The sequence below is a fragment of the Georgenia sp. Z1344 genome, assembly GCF_049856295.1.
In the GTDB taxonomy this organism is placed as follows: Bacteria; Actinomycetota; Actinomycetes; order Actinomycetales; family Actinomycetaceae; genus JB111.
Genome location: NZ_JBNDMZ010000011.1, coordinates 12,016 through 34,401, shown reverse-complemented (window position 1 = coordinate 34,401; position 22,386 = coordinate 12,016). Strand labels below are relative to the sequence as shown.

Below are 22,386 nucleotides of genomic sequence, written 5' to 3'. Positions count from 1 at the left end.
TCCAGGCCGGGCACGTCATGCGGTCGCCGACCGTCGACCGCCTGGTCGAGCGCTGGCCGCGCTGCTGTCGGCCGGCAACCTGCTGGTGCTCATGGACCACGAGATCCCGTGGTCCGGACGCGTGCACGAGCGCGGTGCGGCGCTCGAGAACGGCGGGTGGGGAGCAGCGGCCTCCGCCGATGTCGGTCCGCTGCTCGACGCCATGGTGGCGGGCAACCTGTTCGGGACCCTCAAGCTCCTCACGATCAGCTGAGCGCCGTACCCGCGAACGAGGCGCCGGGTCTCGTCCCACGCCCCACGTCGGAGGTGTCGGGACGAGACCCGGGGCGGCCCGGGCGATCGACGTCAACGCGCCGGCGGCTCCCAGCCCGGGTCGCGCCCGATGAACCCGACGAGCCGGTCCTGCGCCGAGGCGTCCTCGGGCACCGGCACCGCCGGCCCGTACTGGCCGCTCGAGCGCAGGACGTCCTCCATCGGCGCCATGCCGTCGAGCATCGCCTCGGCCAGCTCGGGATCGAGACCCGGCTCCTGACCGGTCGCTCGCGCGAGGTCCCACGTGTGCATGAAGACGTCGCCCACGTAGAACTGGCTGATCGCCTGCGGGAGCGGGACCTCCCCGACGTTCGGGTTCGACAGGGACAGGTCGGCGGACGCCGGGTCGTCGAGGAGCGCCTGGACGGCGTCCCGCTGGTGGTTCCAGGCGCCCGCGGGGTCGTCGTCCGCCGACGGCCCCGGCGGGAGGTCCGGCCCGCCGGAGCCCGCGAGCATCGCGGGGAACCACGTGGTCAGGTGCCCGACGACGTCGCGGGCCGTCCAGCCCGCCACCGGTGACGGCGCGTCCCACGCCTGCGGTGCGACGCCGTCGACCACCGCGGTGAAGGTGCCGGCGACCTCGCGGTGGAAGTCGGCCGGTGGGGCGTCGGGCCTCATGCCGCGCCCGCCTCGAGGAGGTCGTCGAGCTTCTCGAAGCCCTCGACGACGCCGGTCTCCATGCCGCTCGCGAGCATCGCGTCGCGTGCCTCCATCGTGTCGACGACCGAGTGCAGCGTGAGCCGGGTGCGGCCGTCGCCGAGGTGCTCGAACGTGCCCGTCTCGAGGGACACGCCGTTCGGAAAACCGGTGAACGTGAACGTCTGGACGATCCGCTCGTCGGGCCGGACCTCGTGGAACGAGCCGTAGAAGCGGTACTCCTCGCCGTCGGCCCGGCTGACGTACCGGTACTTTCCGCCGGTCGTGCAGTCCCACTCCTCGATCTCGGTGGGGAGCTCCCTCGGGCCGATCCACCGCGCGAACAGGTCGCGATCGGTGTAGGCGTGGAACACCTTCGACACAGGGTGGTCGAACTCGCGGACGATCGTGATCGTCGGCAGTGCGGGGTCGGCCTGGATGGTGGTCTCGGGGTGCTGGGTGGTCGCGCTCATGGTCTCTGCTCCTTCGGTGAGGTGCTGCTGGCGGTGATGTCGGTGGCGGCGTCGTCGTCCATCGAGTCGAGGACGGCGTCGAGGCGGCGGAACCGGTCCTCGGCCCGTGCCCGGTACAGCTCGATCCACGTCGTCATGCCGGCGAGAACCTCCGCCTCGAGGTGGATCGGTCGGCGCTGGGCGTCCCTGGTGCGGGTGACCACACCGGCGCGCTCGAGCACCGCGATGTGCTTGGCGACCGCCTGCACCGAGAACGGGTAGCCCTCGGCGAGCTCGGTCAGCGTCGCGTCACCCTCGGCGAGCCGGGCGACGATGTCGCGCCTGGTCCGGTCGGCGAGTGCCGCGAACATCTGATCGAGGGAGTCGTCCTGCACGGTGTCATCCTCTGCGTCCCTGTTGTTCAACCTCTCGGTTGACTATGAAGGTAGGGGACGGGCGTGGCGTGGTCAACCCTTTGGTTGAGTACGCAGGGCGAACGTGTCAGGTCGTGGTGCCGCGGTCCGCGGTGGTGACCGCCGCGGAGTCGCCGTCGGCCGGCGTGGCGTCAGCCGTGAGGGCGTCGGCCGGCGTGGCGTCAGCCGGGAGGGCGTCGGCCGGGGTGGTGGCCGCCGTGGAGTCGCCGTCGGCCGGGAGGGTGTCGGCCGGGAGGGTGTCGGCCGGGGTGGCGTCGGCCGAGCGCCGGCGCGCCCGGCGGTGCAGGGCGAACGTCGTGAACCCGACGACGAGGAGCGCGGCGATGACGAGGAGCCCGAGCGGCGATCCGGCGAACGCCGCGATGAGCGCACCCCAGACCGCGAACCCGATCGTCGAGTAGATCGCCGCCCACGCGAGGGCCCCGGGGACCTGGGCGATCGAGTACTTCCACCAGGCGATGCGCAGGATGCCGGCACCGGCCTGGATCATCGACTGGAACCCGACGGTGAGGTAGCCGATCGGCACCATGACCAGGCCCCATCGGCGCAGGGCGTCGACCCCGCGCTGCGGGCCCTCGCCCGAGAGCCAGCCATGCGCCCTCGCCTGCCAGCCTCCTGTCGGGTGGGTGCGGGTGACCGTCAGGTGGGTCGCCCACCGGCCGAGCCAGTAGATCATCTGCCCGCGCGCGGTCGCCCCGAGGTAGAGGACGACGAAGACGACCCAGAAGGGCCATCCGGCGAGGAAGTCGGGCACACCAGCATTGTCACCCCCCGGGGTGGCGGGCGGGCCGCGACGTGAGGAGATCCACCGCGCCGCCCCGGCGCGGGTGCGCGGGCGGTCGGGGCGCGCGGGGCGCCGATCGGCGGAGAGACCGTGGCGTCAGCGAACGGAGGTGATCGGCGCGGTGTCGTGCGTGCGGCGCGACAGCGGCGTCAGCCGGCGGAGCTGGGCGGCGCGGTGACGGTGACGTCGTCGTCGTGCTCGGGGTGGGGGTCGACGGGTGCGGACCGCCGGCGGCGCGACGCCTCGAGGACCGGCCGGACGACTGCCGCCGCGGCGTAGGCCCCGATCGCGATGACGACGATCGTGGCCCCGGGGGACCAGGGGTTGACGTAGGTGACGACGAGGCCGAGGACGGTGACCACGAGGCCGATCGCCATCGCGAGCCGCATCGTTCCCCGGAAGGACCGGGTGAGCTGCTGGGCCGCCGCGACGGGGACGATCATGAGCGCCGACACGAGCAGGACGCCGACGACCCGCATCGACACCGACACCGTCAGCGCCGCCATGACCGAGACGGTCGCGGACAGGAGCCAGGTGGGCAGGCCGGAGGCGCGGGCGAGCTCCTCGTCGTGGCACAGGGCGAAGAGGGCGGGCCGCAGCCCGACCCCGACCCCGATGACGACCACGGCGAGCGCGAGGGCGAGCCACATGTCGAGCGAGCTGACGGTGGCGATCGACCCGAACAGGTAGCCCGTGAGCGTCGAGCTCGAGCCGCCCGAGATCGTGATGATGAGGACGCCACCCGCGATGCCGCCGTAGAAGAGCATGGCGAGCGCGACGTCGCCCGAGGTGCGGCCACGCGCCCGGACGAGCTCGATGAGCAGGGCGCCGACCACGGACGCCACGACGGCTCCCGGCACCGCGAACCGGTCCACCGGCATGACGCCGAGCGCCGAGCCGACGAGCCAGCCGAGCGCGACGCCGGTCAGCGCGACGTGCCCGATGCCGTCCCCGAGCAGGGCGAGCCGCCGCTGGACGAGGTAGGTGCCCATGACCGGGGCCGCGATCCCGACGAGCACCGCCACCAGCAGCGCGCGGCGCATGAGGGGGCTGGCCAGCATCTCCTGGAGCGTGGTGAGCAGGTCCATCAGCGCACCCCCGAGGGGTCGGGGAGCGGGGCGCCGACGTCGAGGACGCCGGGCCGTGCGTCGTCGGTGTCGCCGTGCGCGTGGTCGTGGTGATGGTCGGGATGGTCGTGGCCGGCCGCGGGCGCGGGCGGCGCCCCGTCGTGGACGACCCGGCCGTGGCGCAGCACGACGGCGCGGTCGAGGAGGGGGCCGAGCGGCCCGGGCTCGTGGAGGACGACGACGACGGCGCCGCCGCCCGCGGTGAACTCGGCGAGCAGGTCGGTGGTCGCCCGCTGCGACGCGGTGTCCATCGCTGACAGGGGCTCGTCGAGGACGAGCAGGTCGGGGTCGCGCACGAGGGCGCGGGCGAGGAGGATGCGCTGCTGCTGGCCCCCGGACAGGATGTGCACGGGGTCGGCCGCACGGTCCGCGAGGCCGACCCGGTCGAGCGCCGTGCGGGCCCGGTCCGCCACGCCGCGGCGGGGCCGCCAGCGCCAGCCCGCGAGGTCGCCCGCGGCGACCACCTCGAGCGCCGTGGCCGGGACGCCCGCCGCCGCGGACGACCGCTGCGGCATGTAGCCGAGCCGACGCCAGGGGACGAGTCGGCGCGGCCCGGCGAGGTCCGCGCCGTGCAGCCGCACGATGCCCGAGGTCGGCGGCCGCACGCCGACGACGGCGCGCACGAGCGTGGACTTGCCCGACCCGTTGGGCCCCATGAGGGCGACCCGTTCGCCGGGCCGGACGGTGAGGGAGACGCCGCGCAGGATCGGTTGGCCGTCGATGCTCACCCGGACGTCGTCGACCTCGAGGGGGCTGGGGGCGGGGGCGGGGTCAGCCACAGCGCTGCCCGGTGGCGAGGGCGTCGATGTTCGCCTGCATGGCGTCACGGTAGTCACCCTCGGCGGGGGCGATCTCGAGCGGGTCGAGCACCGCGACCTCGGTCGAGGTCTGCTCGGCGACCGCGCGGACCGCGTCGTCGGGCGCGTTCGCGTCGCGGTAGAGCGTGCTCACGCCGGTGTCCTCGACGAGCGCCGTCAGCTCGGCGATGCGCGCCGGGCTCACCTCGGTGCCGCCGTCGAGCCCCGCGAGCCCGGTCTCCTCGAAGCCGTGCGGTGCGAGCAGGTAGCCGTACGCCTCGTGCCCGACGACGACGGTCGACACCTCGCAGCCGGCGAGCTCCGACCCGATCCGACCGCCCAGGTCCTCGAGGTCGGTCACGACCGTCTCGAGGTTGGCGGCGTAGGTCTCCGCGCCGTCCGGGTCGATCTCGCTGAGGGACGCCGTGATCTCCTCGGCCAGGGCGATCATCCGCTCGGGGTCGAGCCACACGTGCGGGTCGAGCGCGCCGTGGTCGTGGCCGGCGTGCGCGTCCTCGCCACCCGTCTCGGGGGCCGCGTCCTCGTGCGTGTCGTCGTCGTGCTCGTGGTCGTCCGAGGCGGAGTCCTCGTCGTCGTGCTCGTGGTCCTCGTCGGCGCCGGCGCCCTCGGCGAGGAGCTCCTCGGGGGCGAGCGGCCGGGTGGGGGTCGAGGCGTCGAGGACGGACGTGCCGCCGAGCTGCGCCACGGCGTCGTCCATCGCGGACTGGTACTCCGGCAGGTGGACGACGAGGTCCGACTGCTCGAGGTCGACGACCTGGGCGGGGGCGAGCTCGAGCGAGTGGGCGTCGGCTCCGGGCGGCGTCACGTTGGTCACCGCGACCCGGTCGCCGCCGAGCTCCTCGGTCAGCCACTCGAACGCATAGACGGCGGTGCCGACGGTGACCTCGGCGTCCGGGTCGTCCCCGGAACCCGAGCCGCAGCCGGCGAGCAGGAGTGCGGCGGCAGGCGCAGCGAGCGCGAGGGGGCGGCGGGGCATGAAAGTCATTCTCAAGAGGTGTGAGAACGGTTGTCAACACGAGGGAGTCGTCGGCGGTATGACGTGCGACGCACCCGCCCGTCGCGGGCACGACCCGGGTCGGGCACCGTCCGCCGGCCACGAGCCACGGGCCACGGGTCACGGCGACCCGGGTGGTGCGCGTGGGCCCCACCCTGCAGGACCGCCGGTGGTCAGTACCCTGTTCTGGTGGTGCGCCTGCGCGACCGTGCCGGCGAGCAGGGGGAAGAGGAGTCATGTCAGGTCGGCCGCTCGGCAGCCGGTACACGCTCGATCGCGAGATCGGCCGGGGCGCCGTCGGGTCCGTCTGGCGCGGGCACCGCAACGACGACGGCCAGGTGGTCGCGATCAAGCGCCTGCGCTCGGAGGTGGCCGAAGACCTGGAGATCGTCCGCCGGTTCATCCAGGAGCGGGCGCTCCTGACGAACGTCGTCCACCCCAACGTGGTGCAGGTGATCGACCTCGTGGTCGAGGGCAGCACGCTGGCGATCGTCATGGAGCTCGTCGAGGGCGGTGACCTGCGCCAGGAGGTCGACCGGCGTGGGACCCTCGCGCCCGGCGACGCCGCCGCGTACGGCGCGGGGGTGGCCCGCGGGCTGGCCGCGATCCACGCCGGCGGCGTCGTCCACCGCGACGTCAAGCCCGCGAACATCCTGCTCGACCGCACCGACGACGGGGCGGTGCCGAAGGTGACGGACTTCGGCGTCGCGCGCGTGACGCACGGCGAGATCACCGAGGCGACGAGCGCGACGATGGTGGTCGGCACCCCGCTGTACATGGCCCCGGAGATCGTCCTCGAGCGGCTGCCCACCCCCGCGAGCGACATCTACTCGTTCGGGATCCTCGTGTACCGGATGCTCACCGGCGTCACCCCCTTCACCGGTGACGGCGGGACCTACGGCGTCATGCGCCGCCAGACCGAGCTCCTGCCGGGCCGGCCCGACGGCCTCCCGGACGAGCTGTGGGACGTGGTCCAGCGCTGCCTCGACAAGGAGCCCGAGGCGCGCCCCGAGGCCGCGGCGCTCGCCGACGAGCTCGACGCGCTCGCGACCGTGCTCGCCGACCTGCCGGCCCGACCGAGGCTCGTCCACCCGCCGGTGGGGACACCCGCCCGGCGCCCGGCTCTCGCCGACGGTCCGACGGCGCTGGGCGTGACGGCGGACGGTTCGAGCGAGGGCGGACGCCCGTCGGGCAGCTCGCCGGCCGCCGGGTCCAGGCCCGCCGACGACAGCTCGGCCGGTTCCCGGGCGGCAGGCTCGTCGTCGTCCTCGTCCGTAGGAACGGCCTCCGCCGGCTCCTCGTCGTCGGGGACCGCGGGTGAGCACGCGCCCGACGACGCCGAGCCGACCGTGCGACGCGACCGGACCGGGCTCGTCCCGGCCGTCGGGGGCCCGGTCGTCTCCGCCGGGGCGCCCGGCAGGGGAGCGCCGCTGCGCGTGCACGGCGAGGTCGTCGACGACGGGTACGACGCGCGTCGCAGGCGCGGCCGCACCCTCCCGCTCGTCCTCGTCTCCGCCGTCGCCGTGCTCGCCCTCGTCGTGGCCGGCGTCCTCTGGTTCACGCGCGACACCGAGCCCGAGGTGACGGTCATGCCGAACCTGTGGGGCATGACGCTCGAGGAGGCGGAGGAGGAGATGGGCGGCGTCGACGTCGTCGCCGTGGACGGCCTCGCCGACAGTCACGAGATCGGCACGGTGATGGGTCAGTCGCCGCGGACCGACGAGCCCGTCGACGGCGAGGTCGAGGTGACGATCGCGCGGGAGAGTGAGCGCCGCGACCTCGCGGACCTCGAGCCCCTCACCGGCGATGACCTCTCCGAACCCGTCCAGGAGGCCGTCGACCTCGGCGAGGAGGCCTTCCTGCGCGGATACACCTCCGAGCCGAGCGTGCCGGAGGGCGCCTGGGGGTGGGACCTGGACTCCGGGTTCCGGGTGTTCCGCGCAGAGATCGGCCGGATGCCCGCCACCTTCGACGACGAGGCGCATCAGACGACCTACGACTCGTACACGGTCGCCGTCGAGGTCACGGGCGACGGCGAGATCCTGTGGAGCGGGTCCGTCACGCTCGACGAGCCCCGGGCGCTCACGCTCGACGTCGAGGGGGTCGACGAGATCGTGGTCCGCTGGTCGCTGACGAGCGGCGGCGACAATGCCACTGCCGGCTTCGCCATCGGTGACGGGCGTGTGCTCGCCGCGCCCGGCGAGCTCCCCGAGCGCTACCAGGACGGCTGACGCGCCGCGGATCGGTACCCTGTCGCAGGACCGTTCCCCCCTTCCCGCCCCTCCGCACCGACACCCGAGGATCCATGACGTCACGCCCGCTCGGCAGCCGATACACGCTCGACCGCCAGGTCGGCCGCGGCGCGATGGGCTCCGTCTGGGCGGGGCACCGCAACGACGACGGCCACGAGGTGGCGGTCAAGATCCTGCGGTCGGAGTACGCCGAGGACCCCGAGATCGTCCAGCGGTTCGTCCAGGAGCGCTCGTTCCTCGTCCGGGTCGTCCACGCCAACGTGGTACGGGTCCACGACCTCGTGGTCGAGGGCAGCACGCTCGCCATCGTCATGGAGTTCGTCGCGGGCGGCGACCTGCGCGGCCTGCTCGACGAGCGCGGGACGCTCCCGCCGGGCGAGGCCGCGTGGTTCGGCCGACAGATCGCGGTCGGGCTCGCCGCCATCCACGATCGCGGTGTCATCCACCGCGACGTCAAGCCGGGCAACGTCCTGCTCGCCGGCGGAGGCGGTGACGTCGCCGAGGGTGACGACGGCGGCGCGGGCGAGGGGATCGTGCCGAAGGTGTCCGACTTCGGCGTCGCCCGCGTCACGCAGGCCCTCCACTCGACGACGTCGACCGCGATGCTCGGCACCCCCCTCTACATGGCGCCCGAGGTCATCGAGGAGCTGCCGCCCGGCCCGGCGACGGACGTCTACGCGCTCGGCGTCATGCTCTACGAGATGGTCGTCGGGGTGACCCCGTTCGCCGGCCCCGGCGGCACGTACGGCGTGCTGCGCCGGCACTCCGAGCTGCTGCCCGGCCGCCCCGACGGGTTCCCGGACCAGCTGTGGACCGCCGTGACGCGGATGGTCGACAAGGAGGCCCGCGAGCGTCCGTCGGCCACCGACGTGGCCGAGGAGCTGGGGCACCTGGCCGAGGAGCTGCGCGGCCTGCCGGCGCTGACCGCGCTCGACGCGCCGCCTCCGGGTGCGCCCGCGCCCCGGCGGACCGACGACGACGCCACGGCCGACCTCGGCCGGCGCACCGCGACCGCCGCAACCGGTGGTGACGAGACCCGTCAGGTCGACCCGGCCCTGCTCGAGCAGGGTGCGGGTCCCGGCAGCACGCGGCTCGCGCCGAGCGCGGGAGGTGCGGCGGCCGCGGGAGGCGCCGCGGGGGCCGGTGGCGCCTCCGCGCCAGGCTCAGTGCCGGCGGCCGGTGCCCAGGGCGCGCCGCCGTGGTCCGCGGCGTCCGCGCACGACCCGGGTGCGGGGCCGATGGTGGCGGGGTCGCCCGCCGCAGCGCCCGGCACGTACGGCAGCCCCGGCGCGGGTGCACCAGGCTACGGCGGGCCGGGTGGCGGCTCGTACGTCGGACCGGCCGCAGGTGGTCCCGGGTACGGGGGAGCGGCCGGCGGGCCGTACGGCGGTTCGGCGTCCTACGGCGGTCCGGGCTCGCCCGGGTCCGCCGGTGGTGGTCCGGCCGGGTACGGCGGCGCGGCGGCCTACGGCGGCGCAGCGGCCACCGGTGGGAACGCCTCCCGCGCCCCGGGTGCGGCTGCGCGACCGCGCCTGCCGCTGCTCGTCGGGGGCGGCGTCGTCGCGCTCCTCGTCGTCGTGCTCCTGCTCTGGGCGTTCGTGTTCCGGTCGAGCCCGACCCCGGACCTTGCCGGGCAGACGGTCGAGCAGGCGCAGGCAGAGCTCGGCGACGGCACCGAGATCGCCACCACCGAGGTGCTCTCGGACGGTGAGCCGGTCGGCACGATCGTCGGGCAGACCCCCGCGGCGGGCGAGGACCACGACGGGTCGGTCGAGGTCGAGGTCGCCGTCCCGAGCACCTCGATGTATCTCGACGAGCTCGACTACATCTCCGGCTCCGGGTTCAACATCGCGGGGCAGGGGCCGATCGAGATCGCGGGCCGGTCCTACCCGAGAGCGCTCGACTCCGGCAACTACAACGACTCGGGTACGTGGGGCTGGACGCTCGACGGCGGCTTCGAACGGTTCCGCGGGACGATCGGGCGGTTCGAGGACCCCGAGCTCGCCGGTGACGACCTCGAGGGCTTCGACGACCGGGTCGTGCGCGTGCAGTTCTCCACTGACGGCGCGCTGCGGTGGAGCGAGGAGGTCACCCTCGGCGAGCCCGTCGAGATCGACCTCGACGTGGCCGGCGCGGAGGAGCTGACGATGACCTACACGTCGCTCGACGGAGGTATCGCCACCGTGGCGATCGGCGACGGCCGCGTCCTCGCCTACCCGGACCAGGTCCCGGAGATCTACCGGGAGAGCTAGCGGCGAGCGTGTCCGAGCCGGGCGAGCCCCCGGTCCCCGTGCTGCAGCGGGCCGCGTGGCGCCCGACACCGGTCGCGGTCCGCGCTGCGGCGGATCGATGTGCCCCGCGGCGTCCCGTCCGTCTACGGTTGTCCCCGTCCGCACCACCCGGGTGCGGCTCGAGCGCCGGGCACCGCCCGGCAGAACCTGGAGACCACATGGCCGCCACCGCTCTCGACAACGTCATCTCCCTCGCCAAGCGCCGGGGATTCGTGTTCCAGTCCGGCGAGATCTACGGCGGTACCCGCTCCGCCTGGGACTACGGTCCCCTCGGCGTCGAGCTCAAGGACAACATCAAGCGCCAGTGGTGGCGGCACATGGTCACCTCGCGCGACGACGTCGTGGGGCTGGACTCCGCGATCATCCTGCCGAGCCAGGTGTGGCACGCGTCGGGCCACGTCGGTGTGTTCACCGACCCGCTGACGGAGTGCCTCGAGTGCCACAAGCGGTTCCGGGTCGACCAGATGCAGGAGGAGTACGCCGAGCGCAAGGGCCTCGACGACCCCGACGCCGTCGAGCTGACCGAGCTGCCGTGCCCCAACTGCGGCAACCGCGGGAAGTGGACCGAGCCCCGCGACTTCAACATGATGCTCAAGACCTACCTCGGCCCGATCGAGGACGAGTCCGGCCTGCACTACCTGCGGCCCGAGACCGCGCAGGGCATCTTCGTCAACTTCGCCAACGTCATGACCTCCGCGCGCCGCAAGCCGCCGTTCGGCATCGGCCAGATCGGCAAGTCGTTCCGCAACGAGATCACGCCCGGCAACTTCATCTTCCGCACGCGCGAGTTCGAGCAGATGGAGATGGAGTTCTTCGTCGAGCCCGGCACCGACGAGGACTGGCACGAGTACTGGATCGAGCAGCGCACCGCCTGGTACACGGGGCTCGGCATCGCCCGCGAGAACCTCCGGCACTTCGAGCACCCCGCCGAGAAGCTCTCCCACTACTCCAAGCGGACCGTCGACATCGAGTACAAGTTCGGGTTCACGGGCAGCGAGTGGGGCGAGCTCGAGGGCATCGCCAACCGCACCGACTTCGACCTCTCGACGCACTCCGAGCACTCCGGCAAGGACCTGTCCTACTTCGACCAGACGAAGGACACCCGCTGGACGCCCTACGTCATCGAGCCGGCCGCCGGTCTCACGCGCTCGCTCATGGCGTTCCTCGTCGAGGCCTACACCGAGGACGAGGCGCCCAACGCCAAGGGCGGGGTCGACACCCGCACCGTGCTCAAGCTCGACCACCGGCTCGCGCCCGTCAAGGCCGCCGTGCTCCCGCTCTCGCGCAACGCCGACCTCTCGCCGATGGCGCGCGACCTCGCGGCCGAGCTGCGGCAGAGCTGGAACGTCGACTTCGACGACGCCGGGGCCGTGGGCCGACGCTACCGTCGGCAGGACGAGATCGGGACGCCCTACTGCCTCACGGTCGACTTCGACTCGCTCGAGGACCGGGCCGTCACCGTGCGCGACCGCGACTCGATGACCCAGGAGCGCGTCTCGCTCGACCAGGTGGCGGGGTACCTCGCCCAGCGTCTCGTCGGAGCCTGACCGCCGTCCCGGCGCCTGACGGATTCAGCGCGCGGGCGGGTCGACATCGTCCGACCCGCGTCGGTCACTCGTCCTGGGTGGCCGGCGCGGGGGCGCCGTGAGGACCGTCGCACGCCTTGGGCCGGTTCGCTGCCGCACAATGGAGGGTCCGTCGCCCGGTGCGGCGGGCACGAGGCGGACGGCGGACGAGCAGGAGCTGGTGGATGAGCGAGTCGACGACGCGGGTGACCGGCGAGCCGGACCCGCCGCACACGGCGACGGACGCGCTGCGCACCCCGGCCCCGCTCCAGGTGGGGGAGGTTCGCGTCGGCGTGCCCGTCGTCCTGGCCCCCATGGCCGGCGTCACCCTGCCGCCGTTCCGGCAGCTGTGCCGTGAGGCGGGCGAGGCGGCCCTGGCGCCGACCGCCCGGGTGAGCTCCGCCGTCGGGACCCATGCCCCGGCCGGGCTGTACGTGTGCGAGATGATCACCTCCCGCGCGCTCGTCGAGCGCACGCCCGAGACGATGCGGATGATCACCCCCGACCCCACGGACCCCGTGCGGTCAGTGCAGCTCTACGGCGTCGACCCGGTCACGGTGGCGGCCGCGGTGCGGATCCTCGTCGAGGAGGACTGGGCCGACCACGTCGACCTCAACTTCGGCTGCCCGGTCCCCAAGGTCACGCGCAAGGGCGGGGGAGCGGCGCTGCCGTGGAAGGCCGACCTGTTCAGCGACATCGTGCGCGGTGCCGTCGACGCCGCCCGCTCGGCCAGCCGGGGTCGCGGGCACGAGGTGCCGGTGACCGTGAAGATGCGCATGGGCATCGACGACGAGCACCTCACCTACCTCGACGCCGGACGGGCCGCCGAGGCCGCCGGCGCCGCGGCCGTCGCGCTGCATGCCCGCACGCTCGAGCAGCACTACTCGGGGACCGCGCGCTGGGAGGCGATCGCCCGACTCAAGGAGGCCGTGACGACCGTCCCCGTGCTCGGGAACGGCGACCTGTGGTCCGCCGAGGACGCCGCCGAGATGATGCGGACGACCGGGGCGGACGGCGTCGTCGTCGGTCGTGGGTGCCAGGGCAGGCCGTGGCTGTTCACCGACCTCGTCGCGGCGGCGACCGGCTCGGACCGGCGGGTGCGGCCCGGGCTGCGCGACGTGACCGGGGTGCTGCGCCGCCACGCCGAGCTCATGGCCGAGCACTTCGGCGACGAGGACCGGGCCATGCGCGAGATGCGCAAGCACGTGGCGTGGTACTTCAAGGGTTACCCCGTCGGCGGCGACGCGCGTCGGGCGTTCGCCCTCATCTCCACGCTGGCCGAGCTGGATGCGCTGATCGCCGACCTCGACCTCGACTCGCCGTACCCGGGTGAGGGAGCCGAGGGGCAGCGGGGAAGGGCCGGCGGACCGAAGCGCGCGCACCTGCCGGACGCCTGGTTGAGCTCGCGCACCGTCGACGACGAGTTCGCCGCGGTGCTGCGGCAGGCCGAACTGTCGGTGTCCGGGGGCTGACACCGGGGCGGGGGAGCGTGAGGTCGCGGGAGCCGGACGCGCGAAGGGGCGCGCAGCCGCGGTGGCCGCGCGCCCCTCGGCACGTCGGGGAATCCCCTCGCTCGCGGGAGGAGTTCCCCTCACTCGTCGATCAGTTGACGTCCTCGTCGACCCAGTCGAACGTCTTCGTCACGGCCTTCTTCCACAGGCGGTAGGTCCGCTCGCGCTCGGCCTCGTCGAGCTGCGGCGTCCACCGCTTGTCCTCGGCCCAGTTGTCGATGACGTCCTGCTCGCCGTTCCAGAACCCGACGGCGATGCCCGCGGCGTACGCGGCGCCCAGCGCGGTCGTCTCGGCGACGACGGGCTTGACGACGTCGACCCCGAGGATGTCGGCCTGGAACTGCATGAGGGTCTCGTTGGCGACCATGCCGCCGTCGACCTTGAGCTCGGCGAGGTCGACGCCGGAGTCGGCGTTCATCGCGTCGAGGACCTCGCGCGTCTGGAAGGCCGTGGCCTCGAGGGTGGCGCGGGCGATGTGCCCCTTGTTGACGAACCGGGTCATGCCGACGAGCGCGCCGCGGGCGTCGGACTTCCAGTACGGGGCGAACAGGCCGGAGAACGCCGGGACGAAGTAGGTGCCGCCGTTGTCCTCGACCGTCTTGGCGAGCTCCTCGACCTCCGGAGCGCTGGAGATGATGCCGAGGTTGTCGCGCAGCCACTGGACGAGCGAGCCGGTCACGGCGATCGAGCCCTCGAGGCAGTACACGGCCGGCTGGTCGCCGATCTTGTAGCCCAGCGTGGTGAGCAGCCCGTTCTCGGAGAACACCGGCTCGTTCCCGGTGTTGATGAGCATGAAGTTGCCCGTGCCGTAGGTGTTCTTGGCCATGCCCTTCTCGAAGCAGGCCTGGCCGAACGTGGCGGCCTGCTGGTCGCCGAGGATGCCGGAGATCGGCACGTCGGCGAGCAGCCCCTGTCCGCGACCCTTGCCGTAGACCTCGGAGGAGGAGCGGATCTCGGGGAGCATCGAGAGCGGGACGCCCATGTCGGCCGCGATGTCCTCGGCCCAGCTCAGGGTCTTGACGTCCATGAGCATCGTGCGCGAGGCGTTGGTGACGTCGGTGACGTGCAGGCCGCCGTCGACGCCGCCCGTCATGTTCCACAGCACCCAGGCGTCGGTGTTGCCGAAGATGAGGTCGCCGGACTCGGCCTTCTCGCGGGCGCCGTCGACGTTGTCGAGGATCCACTTGATCTTCGGCCCGGAGAAGTAGGTGGCGAGCGGCAGTCCGACGCGGGACTTGTACTTCTCGTCGCCCTCGGAGCCCGCGAGCTCCTTGCAGATGGCGTCGGTGCGGGTGTCCTGCCAGACGATCGCGTTGTAGATCGGCTCACCGGTGGTCCTGTCCCAGACGACGGTGGTCTCGCGCTGGTTGGTGATGCCCGCGGCGGCGATGTTGCCCGCGTTGAGGGAGGCCTTGGACAGGGCCTGGCCCACGGCCTCCCGGACGTTGTTCCAGATCTCCTTCGGGTCGTGCTCGACCCAGCCCGCCCTCGGGAAGATCTGCTCGTGCTCGAGCTGGCCGACCGAGACGATCTGCCCGGAGTGGTCGAAGATGATGGCCCGGGAGGAGGTCGTTCCCTGGTCGATCGCGAGGACGTACTTCTGGTCGCTCATGGTGGGGGCGGTTCCTTTCGACTTCGGTGTCGATGTGCATCCGGCCGCCGGCGGTTTCCGGTGGCCGGTCCTTGTGGGGGTGGACGGACGGGCGGGGACCGGTGGGTTCCCGCCCGTCCAGGCAGTACGTGTCAGTGTGCCGACGAGAGGTCCTCGACGGGGACCAGCTGCGGGGCCTGCACGCGTGCGGCCGAGGCCGCCTCGTCGTTGTCGGTCTGCTGGGCGGCGAGGATCGCGTCCGCCTGCGCGACCCAGCTCTGGACCTCCTGCTCACGCCGGGCGTCGTCCCAGCCGAGCAGGGAACCCATGACCTCGGCGACCTCGGGGGCCGCCGCCTTGCCACGGTCGGGCAGCTCGAAGTCGAGCCGGACGCGGTGCAGCAGCATGTCCTCGAGGTGCAGCGCACCCTCGTGGGTGACGCCGTAGGCGACCTCGGCGCGCAGGTAGTCCGGCGCGTGCTCGAGCGGCGCGCCGAGGCTCGGGTCGGCGTCGACGGTCGAGAGGACCTCGGTCACCTCGGACCCGTAGCGCGAGACGAGGTGCTCGGCGCGTGCCCGGGTGAGGTTGTACTTCGACGCCAGGCGCGGTAGCTGCCGGCGCGTGGCCTCGAGCCCGGGAGCCCCCACGAGCGGGGTCCTCTCGGTGATCGACGGCGTCGCCTTGGCCCGAGCCTTCCCGATCGCGTGGTCGACCGCGTCCTGGGCCATGAGCCGGTACGAGGTGAGCTTGCCGCCGGCGATGACGGTGAGGCCGGGCTGCGGCGTGGTCACCGTGTGCTCGCGGGAGACCTTCGTCGACTCGCCGTCGCCCTTGTCCACCGGCTGGAGGAGGGGGCGCAGGCCGGCGTACGTGCCGATGATGTCGTCCCGCGTCAGCTTGTCGAGAAGCACCGAGTTGGCCTGCTCGAGGACGTAGTCGATGTCCTCCGCGGTCGCCACCGGCGAGTCCACCTGCTCGGTCCACTTGGTGTCCGTGGTGCCGATGACCCAGTAGCGCTGCCACGGGATGATGAAGAGGACCGACTTCTCGGTGCGCAGGAAGACGCCGGTGCTGCCCTCGATCCGCTCCTTGGGCACCACGATGTGGATGCCCTTCGAGGCGAGGACCTGGAGCCCGCCCTCGGCGCCGCCGAGCGTCTCGGTCTCCTCGGTCCACACGCCGGTCGCGCCGATGACGTTCTTCGCGCGCACGGTGATCTCGCGGCCGGTCTCGAGGTCCTTGACGATCGCGCCGGTCGCGCGGCCGGTGGCATCCGTGGTGATCGACGTGACCTGCGAGCGCGTCGCGGCGTGGGCGCCGTAGCCCTGCGCGGTCCGCACGAGGGTCATGACGAGCCGCGCGTCGTCCACGCGGGCGTCGTAGAAACGGATGCCGCCGATGAGGGTGTCGGGGTCGAGGCTCGGGACGAGGTCCATCGCGCCCTTGTGGCTGTAGTGCTTCTGCATCGGCACGGTCGCGCCCTTGTTGCCGAGGATCGACAGCGCGTCGTACATGCCGACGCCGACCGCCGAGTAGCCACGCTCGATGACGCGCTGCTTGAGCGGCCAGAGGAACGGCTGGGCGGAGACGAGGTGCGGTGCCGTCGTCGTCAGGAGGATGCCGCGCTCCTTCAGCGCCTCGGAGACGAGGGCGAAGTTGAGCTGGTAGAGGTAGCGGAGCCCGCCGTGGATGAGCTTGGAGGACCACTGCGAGGTGCCGGACGCCCAGTCGCGCATCTCGACGATCCCGGTGCTGAGGCCGCGCGTGGCCGCGTCGAGCGCGATGCCGGCGCCGGTGACGCCTCCGCCGATGACGAGGACGTCGAGCTCGGTCTCGGCCATCGTGTCCAGGGCGTCCTGCCGGGACTCCTGCGTGAGTGCTGTCGTGTTCACGTGCTCGCTCCTCCATCGGCTCGTGCGTCGACGTCGGGGATCGCGTCCACCGCGTCGTGTTCTCCTTAGGATGGTCGCCATCGCACATCCGCACAACTTGGGTGAGCGGACGTGCAGAGTGACGGAGGACCGGTGGACGAGCGTGACCGAGAGCGGGAGGTCTTCGAGGCCGCCTCGATGTACTACCTGCAGGACGAGACCATGGAGACGATCGCCCGGCGCACGGGGGTCTCGCGCTCGACCGTGTCCCGACTCATCAAGCAGGCGCGCGCGTCGGGCATGGTGCGGATCGAGCTGCACCCGCCCGCCGAGATGGGGACGCGCGAGTCGATGGTGCTGCGCGACCTGTTCGACGTGCAGACCCATGTCGTGACGGTCCGGCCGGCGTCGACGGACGTGCAGCGGCTCGAGCAGGTGGCGCGCGTGGCCGGGCGGCTCGTGTCGGGCTGGATGCAGCCCGGCTCCGTGCTCGGGATCGCGTGGGGCAACACGATCGCGGCCGTCGTCGCCCAGTTCGTCGCCCGCTCGGCGCCGCGTTCGGCCGTGGTCCAGCTCAACGGCGCCGCCAACCCGACGACGACCGGCATCCCGTACGCCGGGGCCATCATGGAGGCCGCCGCGCGGGCCTTCGAGTCGTCGGTGCACCACTTCCCGGTGCCGGCGTTCTTCGACTACCCGGAGACCAAGCTCGCGATGTGGCGGGAGCGGTCCCTCGCCGCGGTCCGGGCGCTGCAGGCGCGCACCGACGTCGCGCTGTTCGGCGTCGGAGCCTTCACCGGTGCGCTCAGCTCCCAGGTCTACGCCGGGGGATACCTCGACCAGCAGGAGATCCAGACGCTCCAGGCGGCCGGCGTCGTCGGGGACATCTGCACCGTGCTCCTGCGCGAGGACGGGACCTACGCGGACATCGCGACCAACGCCCGGGCCTCGGGGCCGTCGCCGGCGGCGCTGCGGCGGATCGAGCGCCGGGTGTGCGTGGTGTCCGGCGCCGCCAAGGTGCGACCGACCCTCGGCGCGCTCCGCTCGGGCGCTGTCACCGACCTCGTCATCGACGAGCCGACCCTGCGTGCGCTCGCCGAGCGGATCGCCCGGTCGGGTCTCTCCCGGGGCCGGCCGCTGCCTCCCCTGTGACTAGGGGGAGGGGAGGCGCAGATGAGCGTCGTCCCGCGCGCTTTCGCACGCCTGGACGACACGCCTGCACTTCCGTTCACCATGGGTGAGCATCTGTCGACGCCTTTGGTACGGTTCCGACGCAGATCGCGCCGCACGGGCGTGACGGGTGACGGAGCCCGAGAACCGTCACCCGAGAGGCGCACAGGCGCCAGAACGGGAGGCGACATGGGCCTGCGGATCGTGGTCGGTTCGGACAACGCCGGATACGACTACAAGGAGAAGCTCAAGGCTGACCTCGAGTCCGACCCCCGGGTCGACGAGGTCATCGACGTCGGCGTCGGCACGTCCGACGACGGCAACCCCTACCCCAACATCGGCACCGCAGCCGGCGAGAAGGTCGCGGCCGGTGACGCCGACCGTGCGCTCCTCGTGTGCGGTACCGGCATGGGCGTCGCGATGGCCGCGGGCAAGGTCCCCGGCATCCGGGCGTCCGTCGCGCACGACAGCTTCAGCGTCGAGCGGCTGATCAAGTCCAACAACGCGCAGGTCCTCACCTTCGGCCAGCGCGTCATCGGCCTCGAGCTCGCGCGCAAGCTCGCGGGCGAGTGGCTCGGCCACGAGTTCGACGAGAGCTCGCCGTCGGCCGAGAAGGTCGCCGTCCTCAGCGACTACGAGGCGAAGCAGCAGCAGTCCGGCACCGCCGGATCCTGACCCTCCGCACCCCGGCCCCACGGCCGGGGTGCGGTCCCCGGTCGGCGGGGTTCCCCCCGCAGGCCGGTCCGGCCATCGTCGCTCCAAGACGTCGGCGGCCCGACACCGCAGTCACAACACTCCCCACGGCGCCGTGGGGGAAGAGAGAGGTACCACCGACGTGGAAATCGACATCGTCTGGTTGATCGTCGCGTTCGCCGGCGGCGCGTTCGGCGCCGCCATCGGCGGACAGACCGCATTCATCTTCACCGGCTTCGCCTTCCTGTTCGGGTTCTCCGCCCTGCTCGGCGGCGTCCCGGTGGCGCAGGACTTCATCAGCATGTTCGCGTTCGGCCCGGTCTTCGGACCGCACATCGCCTTCGCCGGTGGTGCCGCCGCGGCCGCCTACGCCGCGAAGCGGGGGTACTTCCCCGAGGGTGTCAACGGACGTGACATCGTCACGCCGCTGGCCGGCTACCCGAAGGCCGACATCTTCGTCGTCGGTGGTGTCTTCGGCATCCTCGGTTACGTGATGAACCAGTTCTTCATCTGGCTCTTCGGCCTGTGGGCTCCGGAGGGTGAGGGTCTGCTGTTCACCACGGACACGGTCGCCCTCTCGGTCGTCGGCGTCGCCCTCGTCGCCCGCCTCGTGTTCGGCGTGAAGTCCAGGTCGCTGGTCGGCCCGTTCAAGGGGCACAACCCGCTCTCGCTCAAGGACGGCACCCACTGGGTCGAGCACCAGGAGAAGTGGAGCATCTCGGCGCTGCACGGCCTGACCTCCGGTCTGCTCTTCGCGTTCGTCGCCGTGTGGCTCATCGGCAACGTCCCGACCGACAACCCGGCGTACACCAACATCGTCAGCCAGGTGTTCCTCATCGGCTGGGCGATCTCGGCGATCTCGCTCATCTTCCTCAGCCTGGGCCTGAAGACCCCGGTCACGCACCACATGACGATCCTCGCGGGCCTCGCGGCCGTGCAGCTGCTCACCGTGGTCGGCACCGACCCGTGGGTCGCGGTCATCGGCGGTGGCATCGCCGGTCTCCTCGGTGGCGTCGGTGGCGAGGCGTTCTCGCGGATCTTCAACGCCCGCGGCGACACGCACATCGACCCGCCGGCAGGCATCATCTTCATCGGGACCACGGTCATCTACCTGGTCACCACGATCTGACAGCCGCACCGGGGCGGGGGCCACGGCCCCCGCCCCGGAGCAGTTCCACCCCTGTCCGGCCCCGCCGGCGGTGGGGCGCGACTTCGCGCCGCACGACGACGTACACCCCGCAGCCCGCCGTACCCCCGCGGGCGCGAACATCGGGCCTCTGCAACGCTGGAGGCCCCACTTCGAGAGAGACGGAGCAGGCGCGATGATCGATCAGGCCGGACCCACGGACTTCTACGAGGCCTATGTCTTCGACATGGACGGCACGATCTACCTCGGCGACCACCTGCTCCCCGGCGCCAAGCGCCTCATCGAGGAGCTGCACCGCCGCGACCTGCCGGTGCGCTTCCTGTCGAACAACCCCACGAAGGACCCCGAGGAGTACTCGGCCAAGCTCGAGCGCCTCGGACTGCCGACCCCGGTCGACGAGATCGCCAACACGGTCGTCACGACGGTGCGCTGGCTCCAGGCACACCACCCCGACGCCACGGTGTACCCGATCGCGGAGGAACCGCTGATCCGCGCCCTCGACGCCGCGGGCATCAAGCGGTCCGAGGACCCGGCCGCGATCGACATCGTCATCGCCTCCTACGACCGCACCTTCGAGTACAAGAAGCTGCAGATCGCCTTCGACGCGCTGTGGTTCCACAAGCGCGCCATCCTCATCACGACCAACCCCGACCGCTACTGCCCGTTCCCGGGCGGACGCGGTGAGCCCGACGCCGCCGGCATCGTCGCCGCCATCGAGGCGACCACCGGCGTCTCGCTCCACGCCAACATGGGCAAGCCCGAGGGAGCGATGCTCGAGGCGGCCCTCGTCGGCCTCGACGTCGACCCCGCCCGCTGCATGATGGTCGGCGACCGGCTCGGCACGGACATCGGCATGGCCGTCCGCACCGGCATGGCCTCGACTCTCGTCCTCACCGGCGACAACACCCTCGTCGACGCCGAGGAGCTGCCCGCGCAGGAGCAGCCGACCTTCGCGCTCGAGCGCATCGACCACCTGATCCCCGCCGCCGAGCGTCAGGCGCTCGGGTGGGGCGACGACGACACCGACTGACAGCGCGGCCGGTCCGCCGTCCCGGGACCGGCCGTCACCCAGGCCACCTGCGCGGAGATGCGCGGAACACCCCCACGAGAAAGAGGCGACGATGTCCGCTCGTACCCCTACCGGCCCCTTCGTCATGGGCATCGACTTCGGCACCGAGAGCTGCCGGGTCGGGATCTTCGACCTGGTCGGCCGCCCGATCGTCTTCGCGGCGACCACCTACCGCACCACCCACCCCCGGCCGGGATGGGCCGAGCAGTCGCCGTCCGACTGGTGGGAGGCGCTCAAGGCGTCGACCGCCAAGGCCATGCGCGAATCCGGCCTCACCGGCCGGGACATCGCCGGCATCTCCTACGACGCGACGACGATGACCGTCGTCGCGATGGACCGCTCGGGCCAGGCCATCCGCCCGGCCATCATGTGGATGGACGTGCGCGCCACCGAGCAGGCCCAGCGCGTCGTCGGGCACAGCTCGCCCGCGACCCGGTACACCGGTGACGGCACCCTCCCGCCGACCGCCGAGTGGTACCCCTTCAAGGCGGCCTGGCTCAAGGAGAACGAGCCGGAGACCTACAACAGGGCGTACCGCCTCATCGACGCGCCCGACTGGCTGACCTTCCAGCTGACCGGCGAGTGGACGCTCAACATCAACACCGCCGCGCACCGCTCCTACTACGACCGGGACAACGGCGGCTGGCCCGTCGACCTCTACGAGGCGGCCGGCGCCGGGGACGTGTTCGACAAGCTCCCCGAGACGGTCAACGACCTCGGCGTCGCCGTCGGCGGCCTGACGTCCCACGCCGCCGAGGAGCTCGGCCTCATGCCCGGCACCCCCGTCGCCCAGGGCGGAGGCGACGCCTGGCACGGCCAGATCGGCCTCAACGTGCTCTCCCCGGGGAAGATGACGCTCGTGACCGGCTCGAGCCACGTGATGTCCGGCCAGAGCGCGGAGCCGATCTCCGGCAAGGGCTTCTTCGGCGGCTACGTCGACGGCGTCGTCCCCGGCCAGTACACGGTCGAGAGCTCGCTGACCTCGACCGGATCGGTCCTCAAGTGGTTCAAGGACGAGTTCTGCCAGGACATCGTCGACGCCGCCGAGCGCACCGGCCTCAACCCCTACGACGTGATGAACGCCAAGGCCCGCGAGATCGCACCGGGCTCCGACGGCGTCATCTTCACCGAGTACTTCCAGGGCAACCGCACGCCCTACTCGGACTCGAAGGCCCGCGGCACCGTCTCCGGGCTCTCGCTCTCGCACACCCGCGCGCACCTCTACAAGGCCGTCCAGGAGTCCGTCGCCTACGGCGTCGAGCTCAACATGCGGGCCCTGCGCGAGGTGGGGTTCGAGGTCGAGGAGTTCGTCGCCGCCGGTGGCGCGCTCAAGTCGGCCGACTGGATCCAGATGCACGCAGACGTCACCGGCGTCCCGATCACGCTCACCGAGGTCGGCGACGCCGTCACGCTCGGCTCGTGCATCCTCGCCGCCGCCGGCGCCGGGCTGCACCCGTCGGTCGCGGAGGCCGCCGAGGCCATGGTGCACACCCGGGCCCGGCTCGAGCCGGACGCCGCGCGCCACGAGGAGTACCGCTTCTACGTCGACCAGTACGCCAAGCAGTACCCGGCGCTGCAGGAGCTCATCCACGACACCGTCGACCACGTCGCCGGCTGACCGGCGTCGTCGCGTCGTCCCCACCGCCGTATCCCCATCCCGACAAGGAGA

At 72.4% G+C, this 22,386-nt stretch carries 19 protein-coding genes; 10 read left to right on the top strand and 9 right to left on the bottom strand.

The annotated features are described in order from the left end of the window. Positions 1-91: 91 nt before the first annotated feature. Positions 92-253, top strand: a complete 162-nt coding sequence (locus tag ACPYO6_RS12815) for a hypothetical protein (protein WP_425715089.1) — start codon at positions 92-94, stop codon at positions 251-253. Between the two features lie 92 nt (positions 254-345). Here ACPYO6_RS12815 and ACPYO6_RS12810 read toward each other — a convergent pair whose 3' ends face one another. The 7 genes from ACPYO6_RS12810 to ACPYO6_RS12780 all read right to left on the bottom strand — a co-directional run bounded on the left by ACPYO6_RS12810 (position 346) and on the right by ACPYO6_RS12780 (position 5,539). Continuing rightward, entirely contained in the window at positions 346-930 is a 585-nt protein-coding gene (locus ACPYO6_RS12810) for a TIGR03086 family metal-binding protein (protein WP_425715088.1), read from the bottom strand. After that, positions 927-1,421: an SRPBCC family protein gene (locus ACPYO6_RS12805; protein ID WP_425715087.1), complete on the bottom strand. Its 495-nt coding sequence runs from the start codon at positions 1,419-1,421 to the stop codon at positions 927-929. The genes ACPYO6_RS12810 and ACPYO6_RS12805 overlap by 4 nt, the downstream gene beginning before the upstream one ends. Then, positions 1,418-1,795 (bottom strand): ArsR/SmtB family transcription factor, encoded by a 378-nt coding sequence (locus tag ACPYO6_RS12800; RefSeq protein ID WP_425715086.1) that lies wholly within the window; start codon positions 1,793-1,795, stop codon positions 1,418-1,420. The genes ACPYO6_RS12805 and ACPYO6_RS12800 overlap by 4 nt, the downstream gene beginning before the upstream one ends. A 106-nt stretch (positions 1,796-1,901) precedes the next feature. Beyond that, positions 1,902-2,588, bottom strand: coding sequence for a DedA family protein (locus tag ACPYO6_RS12795; protein ID WP_425715085.1), 687 nt, complete (start codon positions 2,586-2,588; stop codon positions 1,902-1,904). 179 nt (positions 2,589-2,767) lie between these two features. After that, positions 2,768-3,706, bottom strand: a complete 939-nt coding sequence (locus ACPYO6_RS12790) for a metal ABC transporter permease (RefSeq protein ID WP_425715084.1) — start codon at positions 3,704-3,706, stop codon at positions 2,768-2,770. Then, entirely contained in the window at positions 3,706-4,524 is an 819-nt protein-coding gene (locus ACPYO6_RS12785) for a metal ABC transporter ATP-binding protein (RefSeq protein WP_425715083.1), read from the bottom strand. Before ACPYO6_RS12785 ends, ACPYO6_RS12790 begins: the two co-directional genes overlap by 1 nt. After that, entirely contained in the window at positions 4,517-5,539 is a 1,023-nt protein-coding gene (locus ACPYO6_RS12780; RefSeq protein WP_425715082.1) for a metal ABC transporter substrate-binding protein, read from the bottom strand. The genes ACPYO6_RS12785 and ACPYO6_RS12780 overlap by 8 nt, the downstream gene beginning before the upstream one ends. Before the next feature lie 254 nt (positions 5,540-5,793). Between ACPYO6_RS12780 and ACPYO6_RS12775 the strand changes: the two genes are divergently transcribed. The 4 genes from ACPYO6_RS12775 (at position 5,794) to dusB (ending at position 13,137) form a co-directional block, all read left to right on the top strand. Beyond that, positions 5,794-7,788: a protein kinase domain-containing protein gene (locus tag ACPYO6_RS12775; RefSeq protein ID WP_425715081.1), complete on the top strand. Its 1,995-nt coding sequence runs from the start codon at positions 5,794-5,796 to the stop codon at positions 7,786-7,788. A gap of 74 nt (positions 7,789-7,862) precedes the next feature. Beyond that, positions 7,863-10,061, top strand: a complete 2,199-nt coding sequence (locus ACPYO6_RS12770; protein WP_425715080.1) for a protein kinase domain-containing protein — start codon at positions 7,863-7,865, stop codon at positions 10,059-10,061. Positions 10,062-10,258: 197 nt separating this feature from the next. Next, positions 10,259-11,647, top strand: a complete 1,389-nt coding sequence (locus ACPYO6_RS12765; protein WP_425715079.1) for a glycine--tRNA ligase — start codon at positions 10,259-10,261, stop codon at positions 11,645-11,647. A 203-nt stretch (positions 11,648-11,850) separates the two neighbouring features. Beyond that, positions 11,851-13,137 carry a tRNA dihydrouridine synthase DusB gene (dusB, locus tag ACPYO6_RS12760; RefSeq protein WP_425715077.1) on the top strand — a complete coding sequence of 429 codons (1,287 nt, stop codon included), beginning with the start codon at positions 11,851-11,853 and terminating at the stop codon, positions 13,135-13,137. Between the two features lie 130 nt (positions 13,138-13,267). On the opposite strand, the gene glpK is transcribed toward dusB, so the two are convergent. Beyond that, positions 13,268-14,788: a glycerol kinase GlpK gene (gene glpK, locus ACPYO6_RS12755; protein WP_425715076.1), complete on the bottom strand. Its 1,521-nt coding sequence runs from the start codon at positions 14,786-14,788 to the stop codon at positions 13,268-13,270. A gap of 131 nt (positions 14,789-14,919) precedes the next feature. Beyond that, positions 14,920-16,659, bottom strand: coding sequence for an FAD-dependent oxidoreductase (locus ACPYO6_RS12750; RefSeq protein WP_425715075.1), 1,740 nt, complete (start codon positions 16,657-16,659; stop codon positions 14,920-14,922). Between the two features lie 132 nt (positions 16,660-16,791). On the opposite strand from ACPYO6_RS12750, the gene ACPYO6_RS12745 reads away from it, so the two are divergent. The 5 genes from ACPYO6_RS12745 (at position 16,792) to ACPYO6_RS12725 (ending at position 22,335) form a co-directional block, all read left to right on the top strand. Further along, positions 16,792-17,790 (top strand): sugar-binding transcriptional regulator, encoded by a 999-nt coding sequence (locus ACPYO6_RS12745; RefSeq protein ID WP_425715074.1) that lies wholly within the window; start codon positions 16,792-16,794, stop codon positions 17,788-17,790. Between the two features lie 207 nt (positions 17,791-17,997). Continuing rightward, the gene (locus ACPYO6_RS12740; protein ID WP_425715073.1) at positions 17,998-18,483 is read left to right on the top strand and encodes a ribose-5-phosphate isomerase; all 486 of its coding nucleotides are present in this window, start codon (positions 17,998-18,000) and stop codon (positions 18,481-18,483) included. A gap of 160 nt (positions 18,484-18,643) precedes the next feature. Next, positions 18,644-19,630: a hypothetical protein gene (locus ACPYO6_RS12735; RefSeq protein ID WP_425715072.1), complete on the top strand. Its 987-nt coding sequence runs from the start codon at positions 18,644-18,646 to the stop codon at positions 19,628-19,630. Between the two features lie 193 nt (positions 19,631-19,823). Beyond that, positions 19,824-20,678, top strand: coding sequence for an HAD-IIA family hydrolase (locus tag ACPYO6_RS12730; RefSeq protein ID WP_425715071.1), 855 nt, complete (start codon positions 19,824-19,826; stop codon positions 20,676-20,678). 91 nt (positions 20,679-20,769) lie between these two features. Then, positions 20,770-22,335, top strand: a complete 1,566-nt coding sequence (locus tag ACPYO6_RS12725; RefSeq protein ID WP_425715070.1) for an FGGY-family carbohydrate kinase — start codon at positions 20,770-20,772, stop codon at positions 22,333-22,335. Positions 22,336-22,386 lie beyond the last annotated feature (51 nt).

Coding starts and splice junctions, on each gene's coding strand:
- ACPYO6_RS12815 (WP_425715089.1), top strand. CDS start 92: ATGGACCACGAGATCCCGTGGTCCGGACGCGTGCACGAGCGCGGTGCG.
- glpK (WP_425715076.1), bottom strand. CDS start 14,788: ATGAGCGACCAGAAGTACGTCCTCGCGATCGACCAGGGAACGACCTCC.
- ACPYO6_RS12740 (WP_425715073.1), top strand. CDS start 17,998: ATGGGCCTGCGGATCGTGGTCGGTTCGGACAACGCCGGATACGACTAC.
- ACPYO6_RS12790 (WP_425715084.1), bottom strand. CDS start 3,706: ATGGACCTGCTCACCACGCTCCAGGAGATGCTGGCCAGCCCCCTCATG.
- ACPYO6_RS12810 (WP_425715088.1), bottom strand. CDS start 930: ATGAGGCCCGACGCCCCACCGGCCGACTTCCACCGCGAGGTCGCCGGC.
- ACPYO6_RS12775 (WP_425715081.1), top strand. CDS start 5,794: ATGTCAGGTCGGCCGCTCGGCAGCCGGTACACGCTCGATCGCGAGATC.
- ACPYO6_RS12765 (WP_425715079.1), top strand. CDS start 10,259: ATGGCCGCCACCGCTCTCGACAACGTCATCTCCCTCGCCAAGCGCCGG.
- ACPYO6_RS12770 (WP_425715080.1), top strand. CDS start 7,863: ATGACGTCACGCCCGCTCGGCAGCCGATACACGCTCGACCGCCAGGTC.
- ACPYO6_RS12805 (WP_425715087.1), bottom strand. CDS start 1,421: ATGAGCGCGACCACCCAGCACCCCGAGACCACCATCCAGGCCGACCCC.
- ACPYO6_RS12725 (WP_425715070.1), top strand. CDS start 20,770: ATGTCCGCTCGTACCCCTACCGGCCCCTTCGTCATGGGCATCGACTTC.
- ACPYO6_RS12730 (WP_425715071.1), top strand. CDS start 19,824: ATGATCGATCAGGCCGGACCCACGGACTTCTACGAGGCCTATGTCTTC.
- dusB (WP_425715077.1), top strand. CDS start 11,851: ATGAGCGAGTCGACGACGCGGGTGACCGGCGAGCCGGACCCGCCGCAC.
- ACPYO6_RS12780 (WP_425715082.1), bottom strand. CDS start 5,539: ATGCCCCGCCGCCCCCTCGCGCTCGCTGCGCCTGCCGCCGCACTCCTG.